Consider the following 18,572-nt stretch of genomic DNA (forward strand, 5'->3'; position numbering starts at 1 on the left):
GTAAAAATGGCAGATAATGATCAAAATGATGAGTATAAGTTCGCTGAGTTAGACTCTCTTGAGAATGAACCTCTGGAGACCTCAGAGTTTGATACCAAAAGTTCTACTCCTCCAAGACCAGGAGGAGTGGAGCCTGGAAAGAATGTTAAGCGTAATGCTTTAATTGCAGTGGGTATCATTGTTTTTGTTATGTTGATGTATAAATTTATCGGAGGGATGTTCTCTAAAACTACTCCGACTACCCCTAAGGAGAATGTAAATCCTGCTCCTATCGCGGAAATTACTCCTTCACCACAACCGCAACCACAACCACAACCTCAGGTTACCCAAACTGTAATTCCACCAGAACCTGTTCAGCCACAACCGCAACCTCAGGTTACGCAAGAAAATAATTCAGCCTTACAACAAAAGGTTGCCTCTATTGAAGCAAGTCAGCAAACGGTTCAATCTGAAGTCAGCTCAATGAGCCAGCAGGTAGGGAATGTCAATAATAATGTCAATGCGTTAAATGCTCAAATTACAAAACTAAATCAGATGATTGCTGATTTAAATACGCAAGTGGTGAAACAATCCGAAGTAATTAATGTGTTAATGGAGCGAACAAAACCTAAGCCTGTTAAGCGCGTTGTTCGTGTTCGTACCCTAACGCCACAAATAATTTACTATATAAATGCAGTAATTCCCGGTCGGGCTTGGCTAATTGGCACAAATGGTTCTACACTTACAGTAAGAGAAGGAACAAAAATCGCAGGATATGGTACTGTTAAACTAATCGATTCCATGCAAGGTCGAGTTTTAACAAGTTCCGGGCGAGTAATTAGGTTTAGTCAAGAAGATAGTTGAGGTTTGTATGGCTGATACATGTACAGGCGGATCGGTAGCGTGCTGGATATCGGGTCAGGTAAATATATTAACTAACATCGCAAATTCGTTGATTCCTGTAGAGCGCTTGATTACAGGAGGTGCATATCTGATTGGATGTGCCTTTCTGTTTAAAGCCATCTATAGTTTAAAGGTGTATGGCGAGGCTCGTACGATGATGTCGAATAATACAAGTATCAAAGAACCAGTGATGTATTTATTAGTTGGTGCGATATTTATTTATTTTCCAACGGCTTTTTCATCAATGATGGTAACAACTTTTGGTTACCAAAATGTTCTTTCTTATGCACCGGTGAGTAGTAGTAATCCGACACTTGATACTTTGTTCGGTACTGGAAGTGTCGTTGGAAGACCTTTAACGATTATTATCCAGGTCATTGGTTTAGTCGCTTTCGTAAGAGGATGGGTTTTGATTGCACGTTCTGCTTCGCAAGGGCAACCACCAGGCGGGACAGGAAAAGGTTTAATTCATGTGTTTGGAGGAATATTAGCAATCAACATCGTAGGTACACTAGAAATGATCAATAATACTTTATATGGGGCATCGTAACAAACCGAAGGTACGATTTTTTTGATTTAATTAGTTTTAGTAATTTTAAATTTGAGGAGAAAAAGGTGAAGAGCAAACTCATTAGCAAATCTAATTACAAATATTGGTTAAGCAGTTTCATTTGCTTAAGTTTACTGGCTTTAGTAAGTCAAGATGCTGCGGCAGCTGCGGGGACGGGAATATCCGTAGGGCAGATGGCATCAAACATTACTGGGTCATTTACAAACTTGACCAAATTGATCACTGCAGGTTCTTATCTGGCTGGATTGGGATTTTCAATCGGTGCTATTATGAAATTTAAACAGCACAAAGATAACCCAACCCAAATTCCAATAGGTACTCCAATTGCATTGGTTTTTATCGCTGCGGCTTTATTGTTCCTACCTTCAATTTTAGGGGTAACTGGAGCAACAATGTTCGGAGGTAGCGGTGGTACAACTGCTGGTCCTACTGGAACAGTTTATTAATAAAGAGCCGGCTATAACTTAGCAGTTGCTTTTATAATAAGGATAAAATTCATTTTTGATCCTCTCCCCCTTAGGGGATGAGGATCTTTTAATGGGTATTAAAACGGATAATTGCCAATAAAGTTTATTCTATTCAATGTGAGCCGAGGATATGGCAGTTAATCAAGAACAAAACAAATTAAAATTAATGGCTACGCCTGGATCATGGCGTTTATATTCTGCTAGAAAGGTTGACGAACGATTTAAAGCGTTTGAGCAAAAAGTTTTTCAAAGAGATAGATATACCTGTAGATTTTGTGGATTCCAAGCACGTTTATTCCAAGAAGTGGTTAATCTTGATAATAATTATGCGAACAACAAGTTAGAAAATTTGGTGACTTCTTGTTGTTTCTGTGCGCAGTGTTTTTTTGTTGAATCGGTAGGCGTTGGTGGTTACGGTGGGGGTACACTAATCTATCTTCCCGAACTTACCCAAGCTGAATTAAATAGCACATGCCATGTGTTGTTTTGTGCGATAACAAATGATACGGGTTATAAATCGAGTGCACAGAATATTTATCGAGCATTCAAATTTCGCTCACAACTTGTAGAGGAAAAATTTGGCGAAGGAACGAGTGACCCTGCAATATTTGGTCAGTTAATGATTGATGCAGGTGTAAGTGACGAAGAGAGAAGAGCTCAATTATTTAAAAACATACTTCTATTGCCTTCAAGAGCCAAATTCCGCAAACAAATTGAAAAATGGGCTGCGAGTGCACTAGAAGAAATTTCAAGTTAAATGTGAGGTTAGGGAATGGCGCATTGGTCAGAATCTTTTTTTGAAGGAATAGATACCTTCTTTGCCTGGCTAAGTACATCGCTCAAGCAAACAACAGAATCTTATATCGAATTAGAAACTGCAGATAGTCCAACTGTGTTGGTCAATCATGATGGTTCTTTAATATCAATTTTGAAAGTTGAAGGGGTATCTGCCCTTGTAGGTGCGGCAGAGTTTGAAAATTTGATTGCCGGAATAACCAACTCATTTCAAGGGGCAATGGGGCGTCCAGGACATGCCTTACAGGTTTATTTTAGTCATGATAAACAAAACATAAGGAAATTGATTCAAGACACCTATGAACCTGCCACAGCAACGGCAAAACGACTTGAACTGAATTTAACCGACTTGTTTGAAGAACGAATCAACTATATGGCTCAGTATTGTGCAGAAGAGCGTGTCTATTTTGTACTTATAACCCGACCATTCAATTTACCTTCAGAGCAATTAAAGGCAGCAACCAAAGCTAAATTTAAGATGATCAAGGATTCTAAGGCTCCTCCTTTTAAAAACAGCCAGACTATCTATGCTGCCATTCCTGAATTACGTGATACTCATGATGCCTACGTTCGTTCGGTAATGAATGATTTCGATTCGCTGCATATTTTCGCTAAATTACTCGAAGTTCACGATGCAATCCATGCAATTCGTATGACTTCTGATCCAGATTATACTGCAGATGATTGGCGGGCAAGTTTACCTGGGGATAAGGTTACAGTCAGGGAAGTGAATTCTTTCGAGGGCGATGCTTCCGATTTATTATGGCCCTCATTAGCGAAACAAGTATTTCCTCGTGATGCGGAAGTATTGGATTTGCGTACTGTTAGGGTCGGGGACAAGATTTACTCTTCAACATACATTGATTTATTCCCTAAAGATATTAGACCCTTTATTCAGTTATTTACACGTATATTGCCAGCACATATTCCTTGGAGAATTTCCTTTTTGATCGAAAGCGAAGGGCTTGCCACGATTAAACTTAAAGGCCTATTGGCTGCAATTTTAACATTTAGTTCAGCACAAAATCGTTTGATCAGTGATTCGGTCAATTTATTGAAATACATACAACTCAATACCGATGAGTCCATTGTCCGTTTGCGGGTTGTAGCAACCACTTGGGCACCTGAAGATCGATTGCCATTATTGCGGCAACGTAGCTCTGAGTTAGTCAAAGCAATTGAGGGCTGGGGCTCAACCGACGTCTCTGAGATTTGTGGTGATCCATTCGGTGGTTTTGTTTCCGGCATGCTAGCGGCTACGCTGAACAGTACTGCAGTGCCTACAGTTGCTCCACTAAGTTCGGTGGTTTCTATACTGCCTATTACTCGTCCGGCCTCACCTTGGCTTAAAGGCGCATTACTTTTTAGAACGCCCGATGGCAAGCCTTGGCCCTTCCAGCCAGGCTCTACAGAGCAAACTACGTGGATTGATTTAGTGTATGCGCGACCAGGTTCGGGTAAATCCGTTTTATCGAATGCGATTAACCTTGCTTTATGTCTCTCTGGTGGTTTGTTACGTTTACCCCGTATTGCGATTATTGATATCGGGCCTTCAAGTAGTGGACTGATCTCTTTGCTGAAAGAAGCACTTCCGGCATCAAAACGTCATCTCGTGGCTTATCATCGTTTAAGAATGACTCCTGAATACTCAATTAATCCTTTTGATACCCAATTGGGATGTCGTTATCCTACTGCATTAGAGCGCGCCTTCTTGGTAAACTTTATTACATTGCTAACGACTCCTCTTGGAGCAGAAAAACCCTACGATGGAATGCCAGATCTTGCAGGTATGGTGGTTGATGAACTGTATAAAAGTTTGGCTGATGAGTTTAATCCAGCGCCCTATTCCCCTGGAGTAGAGGAATTCATCGACAGCATTTTAGAAGAAATTGGGTTTGTTCGTGATTCAAAATCAACCTGGTGGGAAGTGACCGATTCACTTTATTCAGCAGGCTTTGTGCATGAAGCGATGTTGGCTCAACGTTATGCAATGCCTTTATTGGCTGATGCCGCATCGATTTGTCGTACTCCGTCTATTGAAGATCTCTATGAACGGATTACAGCACCAACTGGTGAATCATTAATTAACGCTTTTTCGCGAATGATTTCTGCAGCAGTTCGTGAATACCCAATTTTATCACGTGTGACCAGTTTTGATATTGGTGATGCGCGAGTTGTATCACTAGACCTTGATGAGGTAGCCAAAAGTGGAGGGGATGCCGCAGACAGACAGACTGCAGTCATGTATATGTTGGCACGTTATGTATTGGCAAGACACTATTATCTAACTGAAGAAAGCCTCAATAATATTCCAGAACAATACAAGGAATATCATAAAGAAAGAGTGCAAGAAATTAGAGAAGATCATAAGCGTATCGTATACGATGAGTTTCACCGTACTTCAAAATCTACAGCGGTGCGTGAGCAAGTTATTATTGATATGCGCGAAGGGCGTAAATGGAAAGTACAAATTGCCTTGTTGTCACAGGCAGTTGATGACTTTGATCCGGTAATGATCGATTTTGCTACTGCGATTTACATTATGGATGCAGGGCCCTCGCAGGCAATAGAAAAAACCACTGCCATATTTGGGCTATCGGATACCGCAAAAGCAGCTTTGCGTACTCGAGTACATGGTCCACGGCAAGGTGGAGGAACTTTTCTGGCGCAGTATGCCACTAAGAGTGGGGTGAACGTACAGCTGCTTACCTTGACTTTAGGCCCAGTTGAATTATGGGCTTTTAGTACTACAGCTGAGGATGCTACAGTGAGAAACCACTTGTATCGCCATCTAGGCCCTGGAGAAGCAAGACGTCTTTTGGCAGCATTATTTCCCAATGGTTCAGTGGCCAAAGAATTAGAAACTCGATTGAATAATATGAAAGAAAAAGTGGGTTTGATTGAGGATGAATTGAAAGAAAGTATTGTGGAACAACTAATTAATGAGATTCTTGATGCTTACTCAAAAAATCCTGATGTTAAAAGCCTGCCAGCTAAATTAACGTAAGGTCATTAAATGAATGTTATCCGCATTTCATACGGGCTCCATTCTAATTAGCCAACTCGAAATAAGAAAATAATCCTATTTCTTATTTCGAGTTTATCTTAATACTCCCTTAAGAGTACATCAATATAATCGCCATTGTTCTTTATCATGAATGAATTTAGGTGCATTCCAATTCATGCTGAAAGAAAAAGGGACTGTTCTAATTTGCTCAATCCCACGGGAAATATCAGAGTATGCAGACCCCTAATTTAAGGAATATTTATTAATAAGAATGAGGTCTTTATGAGAAATGCAATTGCCATTTTATGTTCATTATTTATCAGCATCAATACCAGTTTCGCCCTTTCCAATACAGAAATCCCTGATGAGATGTACATCAAAGAACACTGGATCAGTTTAACCACCAGTTATGATATAGAAACCAAAACACGAAAATTAGGTACTTTATATAGAAAATTTTTTAGTCTTTTGCTGACTTATGAATTTTTTGATCCTTTTGATAATAAATTGGCATATGCGCGTTCAAAATTCTTTTCACTGACTGCTCATTTTGATGTTTATGATAATTTTGAAAATTTTATAGGGGCGGCTGATGAAAAACTATTTGCCTTTTTCCCAACCTTCGATATCTATGGTCAAGATGGGTACACAAAATTGGCTAAGGCAAGTATGAATTTCTGGGGAACTACTTTCACCATTTATGATCCAGTAACCGATAAAGAAATGGCCACTTTGTATCGACCATTTTTTAGACTGAAAAATGATTGGACTTTTAATATTACAAATAAAGCGTTATTTAAGCAAAAAGAGATTGACTCTCGTGTGCTGATGACTGTTATTGCCTTCCAAGGAGATAGAGAGTACTGGGAGAGTAATAATCAAAATAACTTTAAGGCGATAGCGAAAAAATCTGCTTCATCGAATGAAGTGACAGCAAAACAAGTGAATGAGCTTTTAGAAAAAATCACAGCAATTAGCAAACAAGAGGGTTTAGAGAATACCAAAAATCCTGATTCTAAAATGATGGATGTGGTTGCTAATGAATTGGAAAATAATTATCAACAAATGCATGCTCATGATGAAGCGGTACAAACTGATCAAGAAAGGCTTGCTGCATTTGTTGAATATTGTTTGAATTGGGTTCAAGAAAATAATCTTGCTTCTGAGAAGAAAAAAGCGATTCTTTTCTTGCTTAAGACCCGTTTGGAAGGATCGATAAATTTAATTTAAAGTTTAGATTAACTCAGTGCCGCGACGTTCTCGCGGCACCCCGAATGTAGTAACAGGATGGATCCTGCGCAGTAACCCCAGGACGTAGGGGACAGATAAAGGCGCTCTCAGACTAGATAAGACAGTTTTCGCTTGACTGCTTTGGCCAGGGACCGATCTTAGTTAATGGAATATAATGGAATGATAGATTACCCTGATTCTTTTTTAAACATGGTTCTGTGCTAGTCCTAGGTTCAAGGAAATCCCGACTTGAGTCATTGGCTAATTGTATGTGAATTGATCAATTTGATAAAAATAACTTATAATCTGCATTAATTAAATCACTTGTAGCCTATGAGACATGACAGATTCAAAAATAGAAAGCTCACCACTTGATACCCATTTTAAAACTGCTGCTCAACAGATGAACAACAACAATGCCGCGTCTCCCTTATCCAATAAAATTAAAAGACAACTGTTGGATTTCTATAATTTACTTTCTGATATGATGTGTCGAACTCCTTATTTTAATAAGCTTCCCGAAGAGCTTGTTAAGGAAATAATCTTGCGTCTCCAGAAGGATGGAGCCAAAGAAGGAAGGCTATCAGCGCATTGTGGCGAATGAGTATTGCCGCGATGATCGTTCATTTTACCCTACCCCTACATTTAAAGATGAGACTTTGCCGCATCAAATTCTGATTAAATAATTGTTTTCAGCTTCAACTTTGAGTAGGGCTACATTTATATCTTGTACCTCCTACATAGTTCTGTAGATTAAGAAGGCCTAAGCGGCAGAGTAATGATTACTTTTAATCCCCCCTGCAAATTATTAGTCAATGTGATATCACCTTGATGCATTTGAATAATTTCTCTGGCGATGGTTAATCCAAGCCCCGTGCCACCTGTACTGCGTGAACGAGAATTTTCTCCTCGATAAAAAGGTAAAAAAACATGTTCTAGATCGGCCTCAGGCAACCCCGGGCCTTGATCGGTAATTGTAATTTCTAGCTTATTTTGCAAACAATTTAGGTGAATGACGGCTTTATAGCCATAATGAACTGCATTATTAATCAAATTATTAAAGGCGCGTTTGAGTAAATTGACTGTACCATAATAAACTAGTTTCGAGCTCTCACTGATAAAACGAACATCATAGTTCATTTCGACAGCGTCATCCTTCAATGATGAAAGCAAAGCTACTAAATCAAAGAGCTGGGGTTTTTCTTCAACATTAACATCCCGGAAGTAATCCAAGGTCTCACGGATCATCAGTTCCATTTCGTTGATGTCGGCCATTATTTTATTGTAATTGGGATCCTCTGCTAAATATTCGGCACGTAATTTTAAACGAGTTAAAGGGGTGCGTAAGTCGTGCGAAATCGCAGTGACTACTCGGGTTCGATTGGCTAAAAGCTTATTTACTTTTTCCTGCAGATCATTAATTTTTTTAAAAATAGCTTTTTGATCCTGATTCCCAGTGAGCGGGATGGGTAACCAATTTTCTTGATGTTCACTGTAGTGAAGACTTTGAATTAAGGTGTGTATTGGTTGATTCAGCATTCTGACTGCCCAATAATTAATAAAAAGCAAAGCGCCAATTAAGATAACAAATAGGCTGACTATGGAGTTTGCTTGTCTAGGAAAAAAGGAAATGACTTTGATATTCAACCAATTATTTTCTTTTATAAAAACGGAAAATTCCAATTTTTTATTCTGTTTTATTAGATTAAAAAGCACGGGGGCTTTTAAAGTTAACAATGCATTTTTATCGTATAGAGGCTGCGGTGATAGGGTTATTTCCGCCCAGGAAATACTTTGATTCCTTAGGATTAGAGGCCATATGGATTGCGGGTTTTTCTGTAACAAGGTCACAAGATGAGTCAATGAGCGTACGGCTTTAGGCGGCAATGGAGAGCGGATGTTTTCATAATAATATTTACCCAATTGCATGAGTGAAAAAATGATTAATAAATTACCTAGTATTAATCCAACTAAGGTTTTTTTGGCTGTTTTGGTTAATTGACTCATACTAAGTCAACCTTGGTTTTAAATTGATAGCCACCACCACGAATCGTTAACAATAATCGTGGATTACGTGGGTCGAGCTCTATTTTTTTACGTAAACGACCAATGAGGACGTCAATGGTTCTGTCTTGTGAGTCGCAATCTTTGTCATATAATAAATCCATTAATTGGTCACGACTCAAAATGCGCCCAGGGTGTTCCAAAAAAACAACTAACAATTCATATTCTCGTTGGCTTAAAGGGATAGCAACCGATTCTTTATCAATTAACGAATGCGTGTTGCGATCGAGAATCCAACTATCAAAATGAATTTGTTGTAAAGGAGTAAGATTTTTACGATCATGCTCCAGCTCGCCTTGTGTGCGTCTTAATTGAGCTTTGATGCGTGCGAGCAATTCACGAGAACTAAAAGGTTTGGAAATATAATCATCTGCACCGAGCTCTAATCCCGCCACTCGATCAGCAATACTGTTCGCTGCGCTCAACATAATAATAGGCATGCTATGGGATTGACGAATTGTTTGACATAAATTGAGTCCATCTATCCCCGGGAGCATAATATCTAGAATAATTAAATCAAAATTATTTTCTCTTAATAATTGTTTGATGTTTAAGCCATTCAAGGTCCAAGTGGTTCGAAAACCGTTTTTGATTAAATAGTCATTAATCAAGTGCGTAATTTCTTGGTCATCATCAATAATTAATATGTGACTTTTTCTTGTATTCATGAATCACCTGATAAGAATAATGTGGCTGGCGTGCAACCGCGTCATCTCCCGCTGTGCTCGGGGAGACGTAAGTTGGTATGCTTCCGACATTATATCAATAAACTGTCCTATGTTGAGCATTGTAACAGTGTTGTTACAATAAACAGTTCATTTGTCATATTCCTATTACATTGCCTGATTACACTTAACAAGGTAACTTCATAGGAGAAATAAAATGAATTTGAAACGTTTTTTATTAATTAATAGCTTGGCTTTGGGTGTATTAGGTACTTCTATTGCAACAGCCCAACCTTCAGCAACGCCTACTGTAGCTTCTGTCAATCAAACGGGACAGTATCGCCAGCATGTAGGTAAGTTACTCACTCCAGAACAGCGTTCTGAATTGGCAAAAATCAGGAAAAACCTCCGTGCGCAAATGGCTCCTTTAATGAAAGAAAAGCGTGCGCTCAGTCTGCAAATAAGAGGTAAGTTAGCCACTCCTAATGTAAAATGGAGTGATATATCCCGTTTGGTGGAAAAAAGAAATGCGGTGAATGCGAAGATTAATACTTTGTGGACACAAACCCAGTTTCAAACGTATCAAAAATTGGGTGTTTTATTGCCTGTTCACCACGGTCACCATTGTCGTTTTCAAAATAAAAATCTTGCAAAAAAATCATAAAACAAGGCATTGTAAACGGTTTCGCATTTTTTGCGAAACCGTTTATTTTTTCAATTCAATGACGACAACCCGGATTGGGTGTTGACTCATGTTTTCATCAGTGTGGAGTTCACCGGGAACATCTTTATTAAGATAATATGCCTTATCTTTTTCTAATTTTAAAAAATGCTCTTTTCCTTTATTATTGACCACTTTGAGTAAGCCACTATCTAGAGCAACAACAACTCGGTCTCGTTCATGTCGATGCATTGTTAAACTGTGTTCTTTATTAGGATAAATTACCGTTGTCCAGACCGATACTTTTTCATTTGATAGTTGGGGAATACGAGCGGTTTTTTGGGCATCTGCATAAGAATTTATTGAAGATAAAAATAGAATAGTACCTAAGATTGAAGTAATGCATTTCCTCATAGTTTTTCTCCGTGAATTTTGGGGAGCACTATAATATACTGGCGAAGATGAATACAGACCAAGGGAAATAAAAAATTTGATCGTTCTTTTTCAGCACCTCTATTTTTAAAAATAAGTTAGGCACATTTCTCAACAACAATCTGCTGAATCAATTCAGTTAATAAAGTATAGTTTTGAGTCTTATGCGAGGTAGTCCGCCAGGCTACACCAATTTCTCGATAAGCATGATCCGTTTTTAAAGGAACGGAGACTAAATCAGTACCTGTAAGAATACCGCTGTTAATTGCAAGATTAGGTAAGAAGGTAAGGCCAGGCTGATGACTGACCATTTGAATTAAAGTATGTAAACTGGTTGCAAAAAAGTGATTGATTTTTTTGCTTTCTTTTAATTGACAGGCTTGTAATGCATGACCCGTCAAGCAGTGTTCTTTTTCAAGCAGAAAAATACTGCTTTCAGGCAATTGACTGATTTCTTTGTCAAAACCTTGATGTAACCACGTCTTAGGTAGAACCAGTTTAAAATAATCTTTGCATAATATTTGTGTTTGAAAATCTTGGGTTGGATAGGGAAGCGCCAAAATAACCAGATCAAGTTTACCTTCCCCCAAATAACGCAAGACATTGTCTGTGGTGTCCTCTCGAATAAATAAAGCAAGATTCGGATAAATCTTCTGACACAGATTTTGTAATTCACTGATTATAAATGGTGCAATAGTAGGGATCACGCCCAGATAAAAATTCCCTTGCATTACTTTTCCTTGATTTCTTGCATAATCTACTAAGTCGTTGCTCTGTTCAATAATCAATCGGCTGCGTCGAACAATTTCTTCTCCTAACGGAGTAAATAAAAATGTTTTATGATCTCGTTCAAGGAGTTGTGCCCCTAGTGTTTCTTCAAGGTTTGTAATCGCTGCACTTAAGGTTGATTGGCTAATAAAACATGCCGCAGCAGCACGCCCGAAATGTTGATGGTCGTAGAGTGTAATCAAATAATGCAGCTGCTTAAGGCTTGCTAATCTGCTCATCGTTTTTTCCGATTAAAGTTATCCGTTTTATTCATTTTAAATAATTATACACCATAACTATAATTTAATTGAAACAAACGAACTGAGGAGAAATTTATGTTAACTGTTGGTCAAAAAATTCCGGAATTTTCTGTTATTGCAGTAAAACCTGGTTTTAATCATCATGAAGAGCATGGTGAGAGCGCTTTTGAAGTAGTTACTGAAAAAAGTTTTCCAGGAAAATGGAAAGTACTTTTTTTCTATCCTAAAGATTTTACGTTTGTATGCCCAACAGAAATTGTTGAATTTGCAAAATTAAATGATGAATTTAACGATAGGGATGCAGTGGTATTGGGTGGAAGTACTGATAATGAATTTGTCAAACTCGCATGGCGAAGAGAGCACAAAGACTTAGATAAGTTAAATCAATACAGTTTTGCAGATGTTCGTGGGAAGTTAACTGATGGATTTGGCATTCGAGAAGAGGAAAGTGGTTGTGCTCTAAGGGCAACTTTTATTATTGACCCAAACAATGTAATTCAACATGTCAGTGTCAATTCTTTAAATGTGGGTCGTAATCCTCAAGAAATATTACGTATTTTGGATGCTTTGCAAACTGACGAATTATGTCCATGTAATCGTCCTATTGGTGGCGAAACGTTATAGTTACAGCAAAATACGGAAGCTCCTGTATTTATGGGGGCTTCTAAACAGGAGAATCCTATGTCTATAGAACAATTGAAACAAGCGATACCTGATTTTGCTAAGGATATTCGTCTTAATGTCAGTAGCTTATTTGGCAATATTCCGCAATCAGGGCTTGCAGAAACACAATTTTACGGGGCTGCATTGGCTGTAGCGTACACCTTGAAAAATAAGCGTATTATTGATGCGATTAAAACGGAAGGAGCGCTCTACCTTTCTGCTGAATTGGATGATGCGGTAAAAACAGCGGCTGCTTTGATGGCAATGAATAATGTTTATTATCGGGCAATTCATTTGTCAGAAAATAAAGAACTTGCGTCAATGCCGGCAAATTTACGCATGAATGGGATGTTAAATCCTGGAGTACCTAAAGTCGACTTTGAATTATTCGCGTTGGCAGTGTCTGCAATTAATGGTTGTGGAATGTGCATCCATTCTCATGTAAGTCAATTGCTGGAACATGAAGTCAATAAAGTCGCGGTGCAATCAGTCCTTAGAATAGCAGCAATTTTAAATGCATTGTCTTTTGTTCTATCACAGGATGAACAGTAAAGAGCAGTAGCTAGTCATCTGGGGCACGATTTGCCCCGGGAGACTATTCAATGTTTCATTTCAAAAATCACTCTCAGATGGCGTGTTAGGGTATGTCAGCTAATTTACAATGTTCCAATCAGAAAACATAGCATCCTCACAACCTCTTTCTGCCTTAATCGGAGCATGCCATGCATTTAGGCATCTTGCCAGTCTTCAGGCTCCAAAGGGATAAGCAGCCATAACAGGATGTATGCAATAAATGCTGCGCCTCCAAGGAGAAAAAAAACAACAAAAATGATTCTTATCCATACAGGATCTACGCTAAAATAAACGCCTAAACCACCACATATTCCCGCGATTTTTCGATCTCTACGGGAACGCCATAATTTTTTATAAGGTTTATTCATAATTTACCTTTTCAATAAAAGCGTATTGCTGCTCTTAAGCAACAGATTACGCGGGTGTTAACCATTTTTTTCCTTCCACAAGACGGGCAACCATCATACTGCTTACACTGTTGCATGTCACATTAAGCATAGTCGCCAGTGGATCAATGATAATACTAATTGCGGCTATGATTATCAGGACTGAAGGAGGAAATCCATAGGCGCTGAGTATGAGTAATTCACCCAGCATTCCTCCACTTGGAATGGCCCCCATTACGGTACCAACAAGTATAGAAATTCCTAAAGCAGTAAGCAGTACACTGGGACTGGAAAAATTTAAGTGGAAGATTCCAAATAAAAAAGCAATCTTGAACATGCCACCTATTACCGAACCATCTTTATGAATAATAGTACCTAAAGGAATTACTGTTTCATAAATTTCAGGAGCGACTTGCATTTTTTTTGCTGCCATTAAATTGGCAGGAATAGTCGCAGCACTGCTGCATGTGGCAAGTGAGGTAACTACAGGGAGAAAAATGCTGCTCCAAAATCGTTTTATCCCTTCGGTTTTTCCAGCCAGATAGGCGAACAGCGTGTAGACTAGAATAAAATAAATGACGCCAAAAGTATAATAAAGAACCCCGACTCGCAGGTAGTTAGCCATTAATTGAGGGCCTAGATCATGAACTAAAACAGCGAAGTAGGCAAAAAAACCAATGGGTGCATAATACATAATCAAAGAAAAAACACGCATGAAAATTTCTTCTCCGGCCTGTAAAAAATCAATGAATATTTTTCCTTTTTCATTGGCTTTTGATGTGGATACTCCAACTAGAATTGAAAAGAGAATGAGTGCCAGAATATGTTGATGCGACAGCAGTTTGCTAAATTCAGGGACCGTAAAGATATCGGCAATTTGATTAAAAACATTCATAGCTGAAGTTTTTTCAGGGGCATTAAGCGGTAAAATAACACCCTGGGCTGGAGGGAAAAGGCTGACAACCAAGAGTGAGTACACTGCTGCGACTATACCAGTAAATAGAAAAACAAGGGTCATATAAAAAGCGATTTTACCCAGTTTACCCATAGAACCAACCCGTGCAATTGCCGAGGTAATACTAAAAAAAATCAAAGGCACAATTGCGGTAAAAATCAGGTTGAGAAAAATCTCACCAAAAGGTTTTAAGTATGGGGTTATTGATCCCCAAAAGGAGCCCGTTAGGCCGCCTAGCAGAATGGCTGCAATTAAAATAATTGGAAAAAAATAGGATTCAAAAGCTGTCTTGGTAGTCATTGGCTCCTGTCCTTAAAGAATTTTAGAAACTGCGGCCATTGTATCCCTTTGCTTAGGTGCTGCGCCATATCTATGTATTGATGTGTATTTGAGGGGCTTTGATAATTTGCTAGATTTGGGCAAAATGAGGTGACTCTAATTTATATTTTAATTCAGGTACTTATATTTATTTCTGAGTATAAAATACAATAATTGAACCAATAGTTTTCACCATGTATAATCGAGAACATTTCTAAGGTAATCTACTGATAAGGATCATTATGCCCTCAGTTAATCCTGTTGTTTATAATCGAACGAATCTCCTATCTTGGCAAGCAGAATTAGCTGCAATTGAGCTGCAAATAACAGAGTATTTGCAATTCATTGAGGACCAGAGGCAACGCCTCAGATCAGTGCAAAATGAGTTGGTTTCTCAAAATTCACTAGGCTATCAGCTTGATGTGAATATGGCTTCTTTCCAAGATATGATGGATTCAAGACCTCGTCATTATGGAAACTATACCGTAGAAACTTTTCCGTCGGAACGAAGGTCAAATCGTTTGCAAGAGCAACGGGAAGCGCTCAAAAAACGCATGAAACCTTATGAAGAAGCAATTAATAAAGCTCAGGCGAGTATGGCTCAATTGCTTTCTCGCCAAGAGTGGTTACAAAAGCATATTCCAGCTGCCCAGCTATTTTTACAGACGTTGCACGAAAGACCTCTTGAGTCCGTGCAGTCTTTGATAAATAAAATTTGGGAAGCATTCACTGATTACGAAGATACTCATCTAACCGATCTTGCGCCACAAGTACGGATTAGCTTGTTTGCTGCTCGATATGGTCTGAATACATTGACTTCCTATGTTGAACGATACGATCCTGCTTACACGAACTCACTCCATAGGACTAATTATCTGCGCTTGTGTGGTTTCTTATGGGATATGTATTCCAGGGTAAAACAAGAAAAGAAAGATCCTGAGTTTGAAAAGCTTTTAGGACATCTTGTTGAAAGTACCCATATGGTTCAGCAGGGCGATTTACCCGACCACATGCAAACGGGGTATAGCGCGCAAGCTTGGTTTGAAAGCAATAAACAAAATATGCCAGGTTTATTTGCAATCAAAGAACAGGATTTACCCAGTCTAGAAGAGCAAATTTTTAAAAATGGATTGATTCTTATTACACAAAATAGAATCACTCAGCAGACACCACTGCAAAAGCACATCCTCAATACAGTCAATTTAATCGACGCCGAAGTTAAAATCAAAAAGCGAAGAAAAGAAAAAATTGACTATCACTTTTATGGACGAATGCTGTCTCTTTTAAACTCGGCTTTCGTTAATCCTGCGGATCAGCACGCTGCGAAATGTTTAGGAGATATTGCTGAATACGCATCAGGAAGCAACGCTGTTGGTAAAAAAGTTTTAGGCGGCCTTCTCATTGCGGCTGGATGCTTGCTGATTTGTGCCAGTGTTGCTGGTTTTTTTACTACTTTTGGTTCGAGTTCCCTACTCAGTGCGTGGGGTATTGCATTGGGACTTGGTTTGCTTGAAACAGAGTTTGTTTTCGGGGGTGCCTCTTCTTTAGCGGCTGTTACGGGTATTGGATTAACCTTTTTTGCCGGACCGAAAGCAATTGAATCGGGAACACGTAAGGGCCTCGCCCTGGAACTAAAGGATATTAAAGAAGAGTTGGAACACTACAATGCCCCACCGTCCTATAGTGGTGTGGTATATTAATTAATTTAATCCCGCCTTCATTGCATCAGGTGTCCATACCTTATACTCTAATAGAGAATGGCAGGAGTTTTTGATTTCAAAAAAACTCCTTTCCTCTTTTACTTTCAAGGATGAAATGAAGATGAGGCACAAATATTTCTTTAAAGAGAAGACATCTCTCGAGTCGCACAAGGAAAAAAATCAAGAATGTTTGATTCAAATTCCCTCAGTCAAAGACATACAGCAAATGCATGGAATGCCGGCTGGTGCTGATGAAGACCAATTCGAGCGTCTAAAGCACATGACTCAGGTGATTACGACAACTCAATCTAAAGATCCTTCCTTACCTGTTGTTACAACTGATCGTGTGGCGTTACCTGAGCACTGGAATCAATTATTTGTTGCCATGAAAAAAGGAGATGAGGACGTTGCTTTAGCACTTTTTGCTGAATTTCCTGAAAAAGACCAGATTCTCCAAGCGTTATTGGCGGTACATACATCAAAATATTTGCAGCAAATTATTCGTGATTGCATTCGAGCACAACCCAAAGGATGGAAGCAATTAAACTCAGATATTCTTATTACTCCAGGTACATTTGAAGTGCTAATCAAAGATATTTCGATGACTTTATTCCATTCTAAAAAAGTGCATTTTTCTTTTGGATTACCTACTCATCATGCATTCGCAGATGAAGGCAGCGGTTTTTGTATTTTAAATAAATCAGCAGTATTACTGAAGCACATGCAACGAAACACTAAACCGCTCAAACATATTATTGTTGGGACTGATGTAAATCGAGACAATGGTTTATGTGATATTTTAATGAATTCTGCTTCAGATATGGATATATGTCATATTGATGTTTTTGATTCAAGAGTTTATCCCCACCAAGATGAAGATTTTATTACTGAACGATTTAAAAAGAGTGGAAAAGATGCAGGACAGAACATTCAATCTTGGCAACAAGGAAACTTAGAATATTTTGTTGTCAATTTAAGTCGTACAATGCGTAAACCGGGTTTAGTACATCCTGCTTTGGTGTTTGCAATCGAGAAAATGGAAGAGCAAATCGAACAAGCCAAAATAAATCATCAGAAAGTGGCTCTATTTTTACCCACGGGTTGGGATTCCCATGAAGAAGAAACCGCTTATTGTGGGAAATATGTTGATGGGTATTTAATGGGGGCTACTGAGGCACGGAAAACTCGCTTTAATACCACCGATTTAACCTATTTTTATGAGAGTATTTTTAAGCTGTATCGAGAAAATAAAGACCATATTGAAAAAATTTATTGGGGATTAGAAGGAGGATATGATCGCAAAATGTATGAACAACAAATTGAATTGTTGATGTCCATTGTTTTAAACGATCTAGTCCATCAGGATACCCATCAAATCGGTAAGAGTTCATCCCCCTGAACGGTTAGTGAAACTGCTCCTGATGATCCTAAAAAAGCCTAGGGCAGATAATAAAAAGGATTGGGCAATTTAAACACTTTTTGGGCATACCCACCTTTAAGGTCACTGTATTGATCGCCTATCGATGCGACAATGGTATAGCCTTTTTTGGTGATTATTTTTCGTGCATGCGATTTAAATGGAATAATGGATTTAGAGGAGTAATTCATAGGGCGCAAGTAGAGACCAGACCATCCATCATATCCTGCTTTATGCAAATTAAGCTCTGTCGCTTGGCGTTCCGATTCATTTCTTCCAGTCACAAAAAACACTTTGATGCCATGATTGCGTGCATCACGATATAAGTGAAGCATAGGCTTAATTACTGGAGCATTGGCAGCCATTATATCTTGGTGAAATAGTTTACGATTTCCACCAAAATCACGTTCAATCATGGAGTTATAATTAGACAGGCTGGTTTCATCGATGTCTAAAACAAGCGCTAGTTTTTTATGTGGTTTTTGTTTTTGATTTATTTCAGCTTGTTGATCAATATATTTTTGTGCTTTTTGAATAACTTGGGTTAACTCTTTTTGATAAAGTCCTGAGTCATGATAATTTTTAAGTTCGTTTTTTACTAAAGTCAGGTTCGGTGGTGTTGAAAAAATAGGATTTGGAAAAAGAAACGCGATACTAAGTGTTACTATGCTGAGTGATTTATTGAATAAGTGCTTCATTATCCATCCATTTTCTATTAAATGGGGGAATTATATCGTTGTTCATTTGTTTGTCAAATT

19 protein-coding genes are annotated in these 18,572 nt (G+C 38.5%); 12 read left to right on the forward strand and 7 right to left on the reverse strand.

Annotated elements, in window-relative coordinates; genetic code table 11:
• The first annotated feature begins 6 nt into the window (after positions 1-6).
• From icmG to OQJ26_RS07965, 7 genes are all read left to right on the forward strand, one after another.
• The gene (icmG, locus tag OQJ26_RS07935) at positions 7-843 is read left to right on the forward strand and encodes a type IVB secretion system protein IcmG/DotF (RefSeq protein WP_265703335.1); all 837 of its coding nucleotides are present in this window, start codon (positions 7-9) and stop codon (positions 841-843) included.
• Between the two features lie 7 nt (positions 844-850).
• Positions 851-1,432, forward strand: coding sequence for a type IV secretion protein IcmC (locus tag OQJ26_RS07940; protein ID WP_265703336.1), 582 nt, complete (start codon positions 851-853; stop codon positions 1,430-1,432).
• Between the two features lie 65 nt (positions 1,433-1,497).
• A complete protein-coding gene (locus OQJ26_RS07945; protein ID WP_028380931.1) occupies positions 1,498-1,899 on the forward strand; it encodes a hypothetical protein in 402 nt (133 codons plus the stop codon).
• Positions 1,900-2,050: 151 nt separating this feature from the next.
• A complete protein-coding gene (gene icmJ / locus OQJ26_RS07950; protein ID WP_265703337.1) occupies positions 2,051-2,677 on the forward strand; it encodes a type IVB secretion system protein IcmJDotN in 627 nt (208 codons plus the stop codon).
• A gap of 15 nt (positions 2,678-2,692) precedes the next feature.
• Complete coding sequence (locus OQJ26_RS07955) at positions 2,693-5,722, forward strand: type IV secretion protein IcmB (protein ID WP_265703338.1); 3,030 nt, start codon at positions 2,693-2,695, stop codon at positions 5,720-5,722.
• A gap of 282 nt (positions 5,723-6,004) precedes the next feature.
• Positions 6,005-6,952, forward strand: coding sequence for an LURP-one-related/scramblase family protein (locus OQJ26_RS07960; protein ID WP_265703339.1), 948 nt, complete (start codon positions 6,005-6,007; stop codon positions 6,950-6,952).
• Positions 6,953-7,292: 340 nt separating this feature from the next.
• Positions 7,293-7,556, forward strand: a complete 264-nt coding sequence (locus tag OQJ26_RS07965; RefSeq protein ID WP_265703340.1) for a hypothetical protein — start codon at positions 7,293-7,295, stop codon at positions 7,554-7,556.
• Between the two features lie 149 nt (positions 7,557-7,705).
• Here the strand turns inward: OQJ26_RS07965 and OQJ26_RS07970 are convergent, their stop codons facing one another.
• Together OQJ26_RS07970 and OQJ26_RS07975 are read right to left on the reverse strand one after the other, a co-directional pair.
• On the reverse strand, positions 7,706-8,959 hold the full coding sequence (locus tag OQJ26_RS07970) for a sensor histidine kinase (protein ID WP_265703341.1): 1,254 nt from the start codon (positions 8,957-8,959) through the stop codon (positions 7,706-7,708).
• Positions 8,956-9,684: a response regulator transcription factor gene (locus tag OQJ26_RS07975; protein WP_265703342.1), complete on the reverse strand. Its 729-nt coding sequence runs from the start codon at positions 9,682-9,684 to the stop codon at positions 8,956-8,958. Before OQJ26_RS07975 ends, OQJ26_RS07970 begins: the two co-directional genes overlap by 4 nt.
• 214 nt (positions 9,685-9,898) lie before the next feature.
• Between OQJ26_RS07975 and OQJ26_RS07980 the strand changes: the two genes are divergently transcribed.
• Entirely contained in the window at positions 9,899-10,345 is a 447-nt protein-coding gene (locus OQJ26_RS07980) for a hypothetical protein (protein WP_265703343.1), read from the forward strand.
• A gap of 42 nt (positions 10,346-10,387) precedes the next feature.
• Here the strand turns inward: OQJ26_RS07980 and OQJ26_RS07985 are convergent, their stop codons facing one another.
• Both OQJ26_RS07985 and OQJ26_RS07990 read right to left on the reverse strand, forming a co-directional pair.
• Complete coding sequence (locus OQJ26_RS07985; protein ID WP_265703344.1) at positions 10,388-10,756, reverse strand: cupin domain-containing protein; 369 nt, start codon at positions 10,754-10,756, stop codon at positions 10,388-10,390.
• 116 nt (positions 10,757-10,872) lie between these two features.
• On the reverse strand, positions 10,873-11,781 hold the full coding sequence (locus OQJ26_RS07990; RefSeq protein ID WP_265703345.1) for a hydrogen peroxide-inducible genes activator: 909 nt from the start codon (positions 11,779-11,781) through the stop codon (positions 10,873-10,875).
• A 96-nt stretch (positions 11,782-11,877) separates the two neighbouring features.
• Here OQJ26_RS07990 and OQJ26_RS07995 point away from each other — a divergent pair, with 96 nt between their 5' ends.
• Together OQJ26_RS07995 and OQJ26_RS08000 are read left to right on the forward strand one after the other, a co-directional pair.
• Positions 11,878-12,426 (forward strand): peroxiredoxin, encoded by a 549-nt coding sequence (locus tag OQJ26_RS07995; RefSeq protein WP_265703346.1) that lies wholly within the window; start codon positions 11,878-11,880, stop codon positions 12,424-12,426.
• A 57-nt stretch (positions 12,427-12,483) separates the two neighbouring features.
• Positions 12,484-13,017, forward strand: a complete 534-nt coding sequence (locus OQJ26_RS08000) for a carboxymuconolactone decarboxylase family protein (protein WP_265703347.1) — start codon at positions 12,484-12,486, stop codon at positions 13,015-13,017.
• Positions 13,018-13,193: 176 nt separating this feature from the next.
• Here the strand turns inward: OQJ26_RS08000 and OQJ26_RS08005 are convergent, their stop codons facing one another.
• Together OQJ26_RS08005 and OQJ26_RS08010 are read right to left on the reverse strand one after the other, a co-directional pair.
• The gene (locus OQJ26_RS08005) at positions 13,194-13,406 is read right to left on the reverse strand and encodes a PspC domain-containing protein (RefSeq protein ID WP_265703348.1); all 213 of its coding nucleotides are present in this window, start codon (positions 13,404-13,406) and stop codon (positions 13,194-13,196) included.
• A gap of 46 nt (positions 13,407-13,452) precedes the next feature.
• Positions 13,453-14,679 carry a dicarboxylate/amino acid:cation symporter gene (locus OQJ26_RS08010; protein WP_265703349.1) on the reverse strand — a complete coding sequence of 409 codons (1,227 nt, stop codon included), beginning with the start codon at positions 14,677-14,679 and terminating at the stop codon, positions 13,453-13,455.
• A gap of 260 nt (positions 14,680-14,939) precedes the next feature.
• On the opposite strand from OQJ26_RS08010, the gene OQJ26_RS08015 reads away from it, so the two are divergent.
• Positions 14,940-16,397, forward strand: a complete 1,458-nt coding sequence (locus tag OQJ26_RS08015; RefSeq protein WP_265703350.1) for a hypothetical protein — start codon at positions 14,940-14,942, stop codon at positions 16,395-16,397.
• A 121-nt stretch (positions 16,398-16,518) separates the two neighbouring features.
• Positions 16,519-17,796 carry an acetylpolyamine aminohydrolase gene (locus OQJ26_RS08020; protein WP_265703351.1) on the forward strand — a complete coding sequence of 426 codons (1,278 nt, stop codon included), beginning with the start codon at positions 16,519-16,521 and terminating at the stop codon, positions 17,794-17,796.
• Positions 17,797-17,834: 38 nt separating this feature from the next.
• Here OQJ26_RS08020 and OQJ26_RS08025 read toward each other — a convergent pair whose 3' ends face one another.
• Complete coding sequence (locus OQJ26_RS08025; protein WP_265703352.1) at positions 17,835-18,512, reverse strand: HAD family acid phosphatase; 678 nt, start codon at positions 18,510-18,512, stop codon at positions 17,835-17,837.
• Positions 18,513-18,572 lie beyond the last annotated feature (60 nt).

The sequence above is a fragment of the Legionella sheltonii genome (assembly GCF_026191355.1).
Lineage (GTDB): Bacteria > Pseudomonadota > Gammaproteobacteria > Legionellales > Legionellaceae > Legionella > Legionella sheltonii.

Bases quoted from the DNA above. Each gene is read 5' to 3' on its own strand.
- icmG (WP_265703335.1), top strand. From the start codon at position 7: ATGGCAGATAATGATCAAAATGATGAGTATAAGTTCGCTGAGTTAGAC.
- OQJ26_RS07940 (WP_265703336.1), top strand. From the start codon at position 851: ATGGCTGATACATGTACAGGCGGATCGGTAGCGTGCTGGATATCGGGT.
- icmJ (WP_265703337.1), top strand. From the start codon at position 2,051: ATGGCAGTTAATCAAGAACAAAACAAATTAAAATTAATGGCTACGCCT.
- OQJ26_RS07955 (WP_265703338.1), top strand. From the start codon at position 2,693: ATGGCGCATTGGTCAGAATCTTTTTTTGAAGGAATAGATACCTTCTTT.
- OQJ26_RS07960 (WP_265703339.1), top strand. From the start codon at position 6,005: ATGAGAAATGCAATTGCCATTTTATGTTCATTATTTATCAGCATCAAT.
- OQJ26_RS07965 (WP_265703340.1), top strand. From the start codon at position 7,293: ATGACAGATTCAAAAATAGAAAGCTCACCACTTGATACCCATTTTAAA.
- OQJ26_RS07970 (WP_265703341.1), bottom strand. From the start codon at position 8,959: ATGAGTCAATTAACCAAAACAGCCAAAAAAACCTTAGTTGGATTAATA.
- OQJ26_RS07975 (WP_265703342.1), bottom strand. From the start codon at position 9,684: ATGAATACAAGAAAAAGTCACATATTAATTATTGATGATGACCAAGAA.
- OQJ26_RS07980 (WP_265703343.1), top strand. From the start codon at position 9,899: ATGAATTTGAAACGTTTTTTATTAATTAATAGCTTGGCTTTGGGTGTA.
- OQJ26_RS07985 (WP_265703344.1), bottom strand. From the start codon at position 10,756: ATGAGGAAATGCATTACTTCAATCTTAGGTACTATTCTATTTTTATCT.
- OQJ26_RS07990 (WP_265703345.1), bottom strand. From the start codon at position 11,781: ATGAGCAGATTAGCAAGCCTTAAGCAGCTGCATTATTTGATTACACTC.
- OQJ26_RS07995 (WP_265703346.1), top strand. From the start codon at position 11,878: ATGTTAACTGTTGGTCAAAAAATTCCGGAATTTTCTGTTATTGCAGTA.
- OQJ26_RS08000 (WP_265703347.1), top strand. From the start codon at position 12,484: ATGTCTATAGAACAATTGAAACAAGCGATACCTGATTTTGCTAAGGAT.
- OQJ26_RS08005 (WP_265703348.1), bottom strand. From the start codon at position 13,406: ATGAATAAACCTTATAAAAAATTATGGCGTTCCCGTAGAGATCGAAAA.
- OQJ26_RS08010 (WP_265703349.1), bottom strand. From the start codon at position 14,679: ATGACTACCAAGACAGCTTTTGAATCCTATTTTTTTCCAATTATTTTA.
- OQJ26_RS08015 (WP_265703350.1), top strand. From the start codon at position 14,940: ATGCCCTCAGTTAATCCTGTTGTTTATAATCGAACGAATCTCCTATCT.
- OQJ26_RS08020 (WP_265703351.1), top strand. From the start codon at position 16,519: ATGAGGCACAAATATTTCTTTAAAGAGAAGACATCTCTCGAGTCGCAC.
- OQJ26_RS08025 (WP_265703352.1), bottom strand. From the start codon at position 18,512: ATGAAGCACTTATTCAATAAATCACTCAGCATAGTAACACTTAGTATC.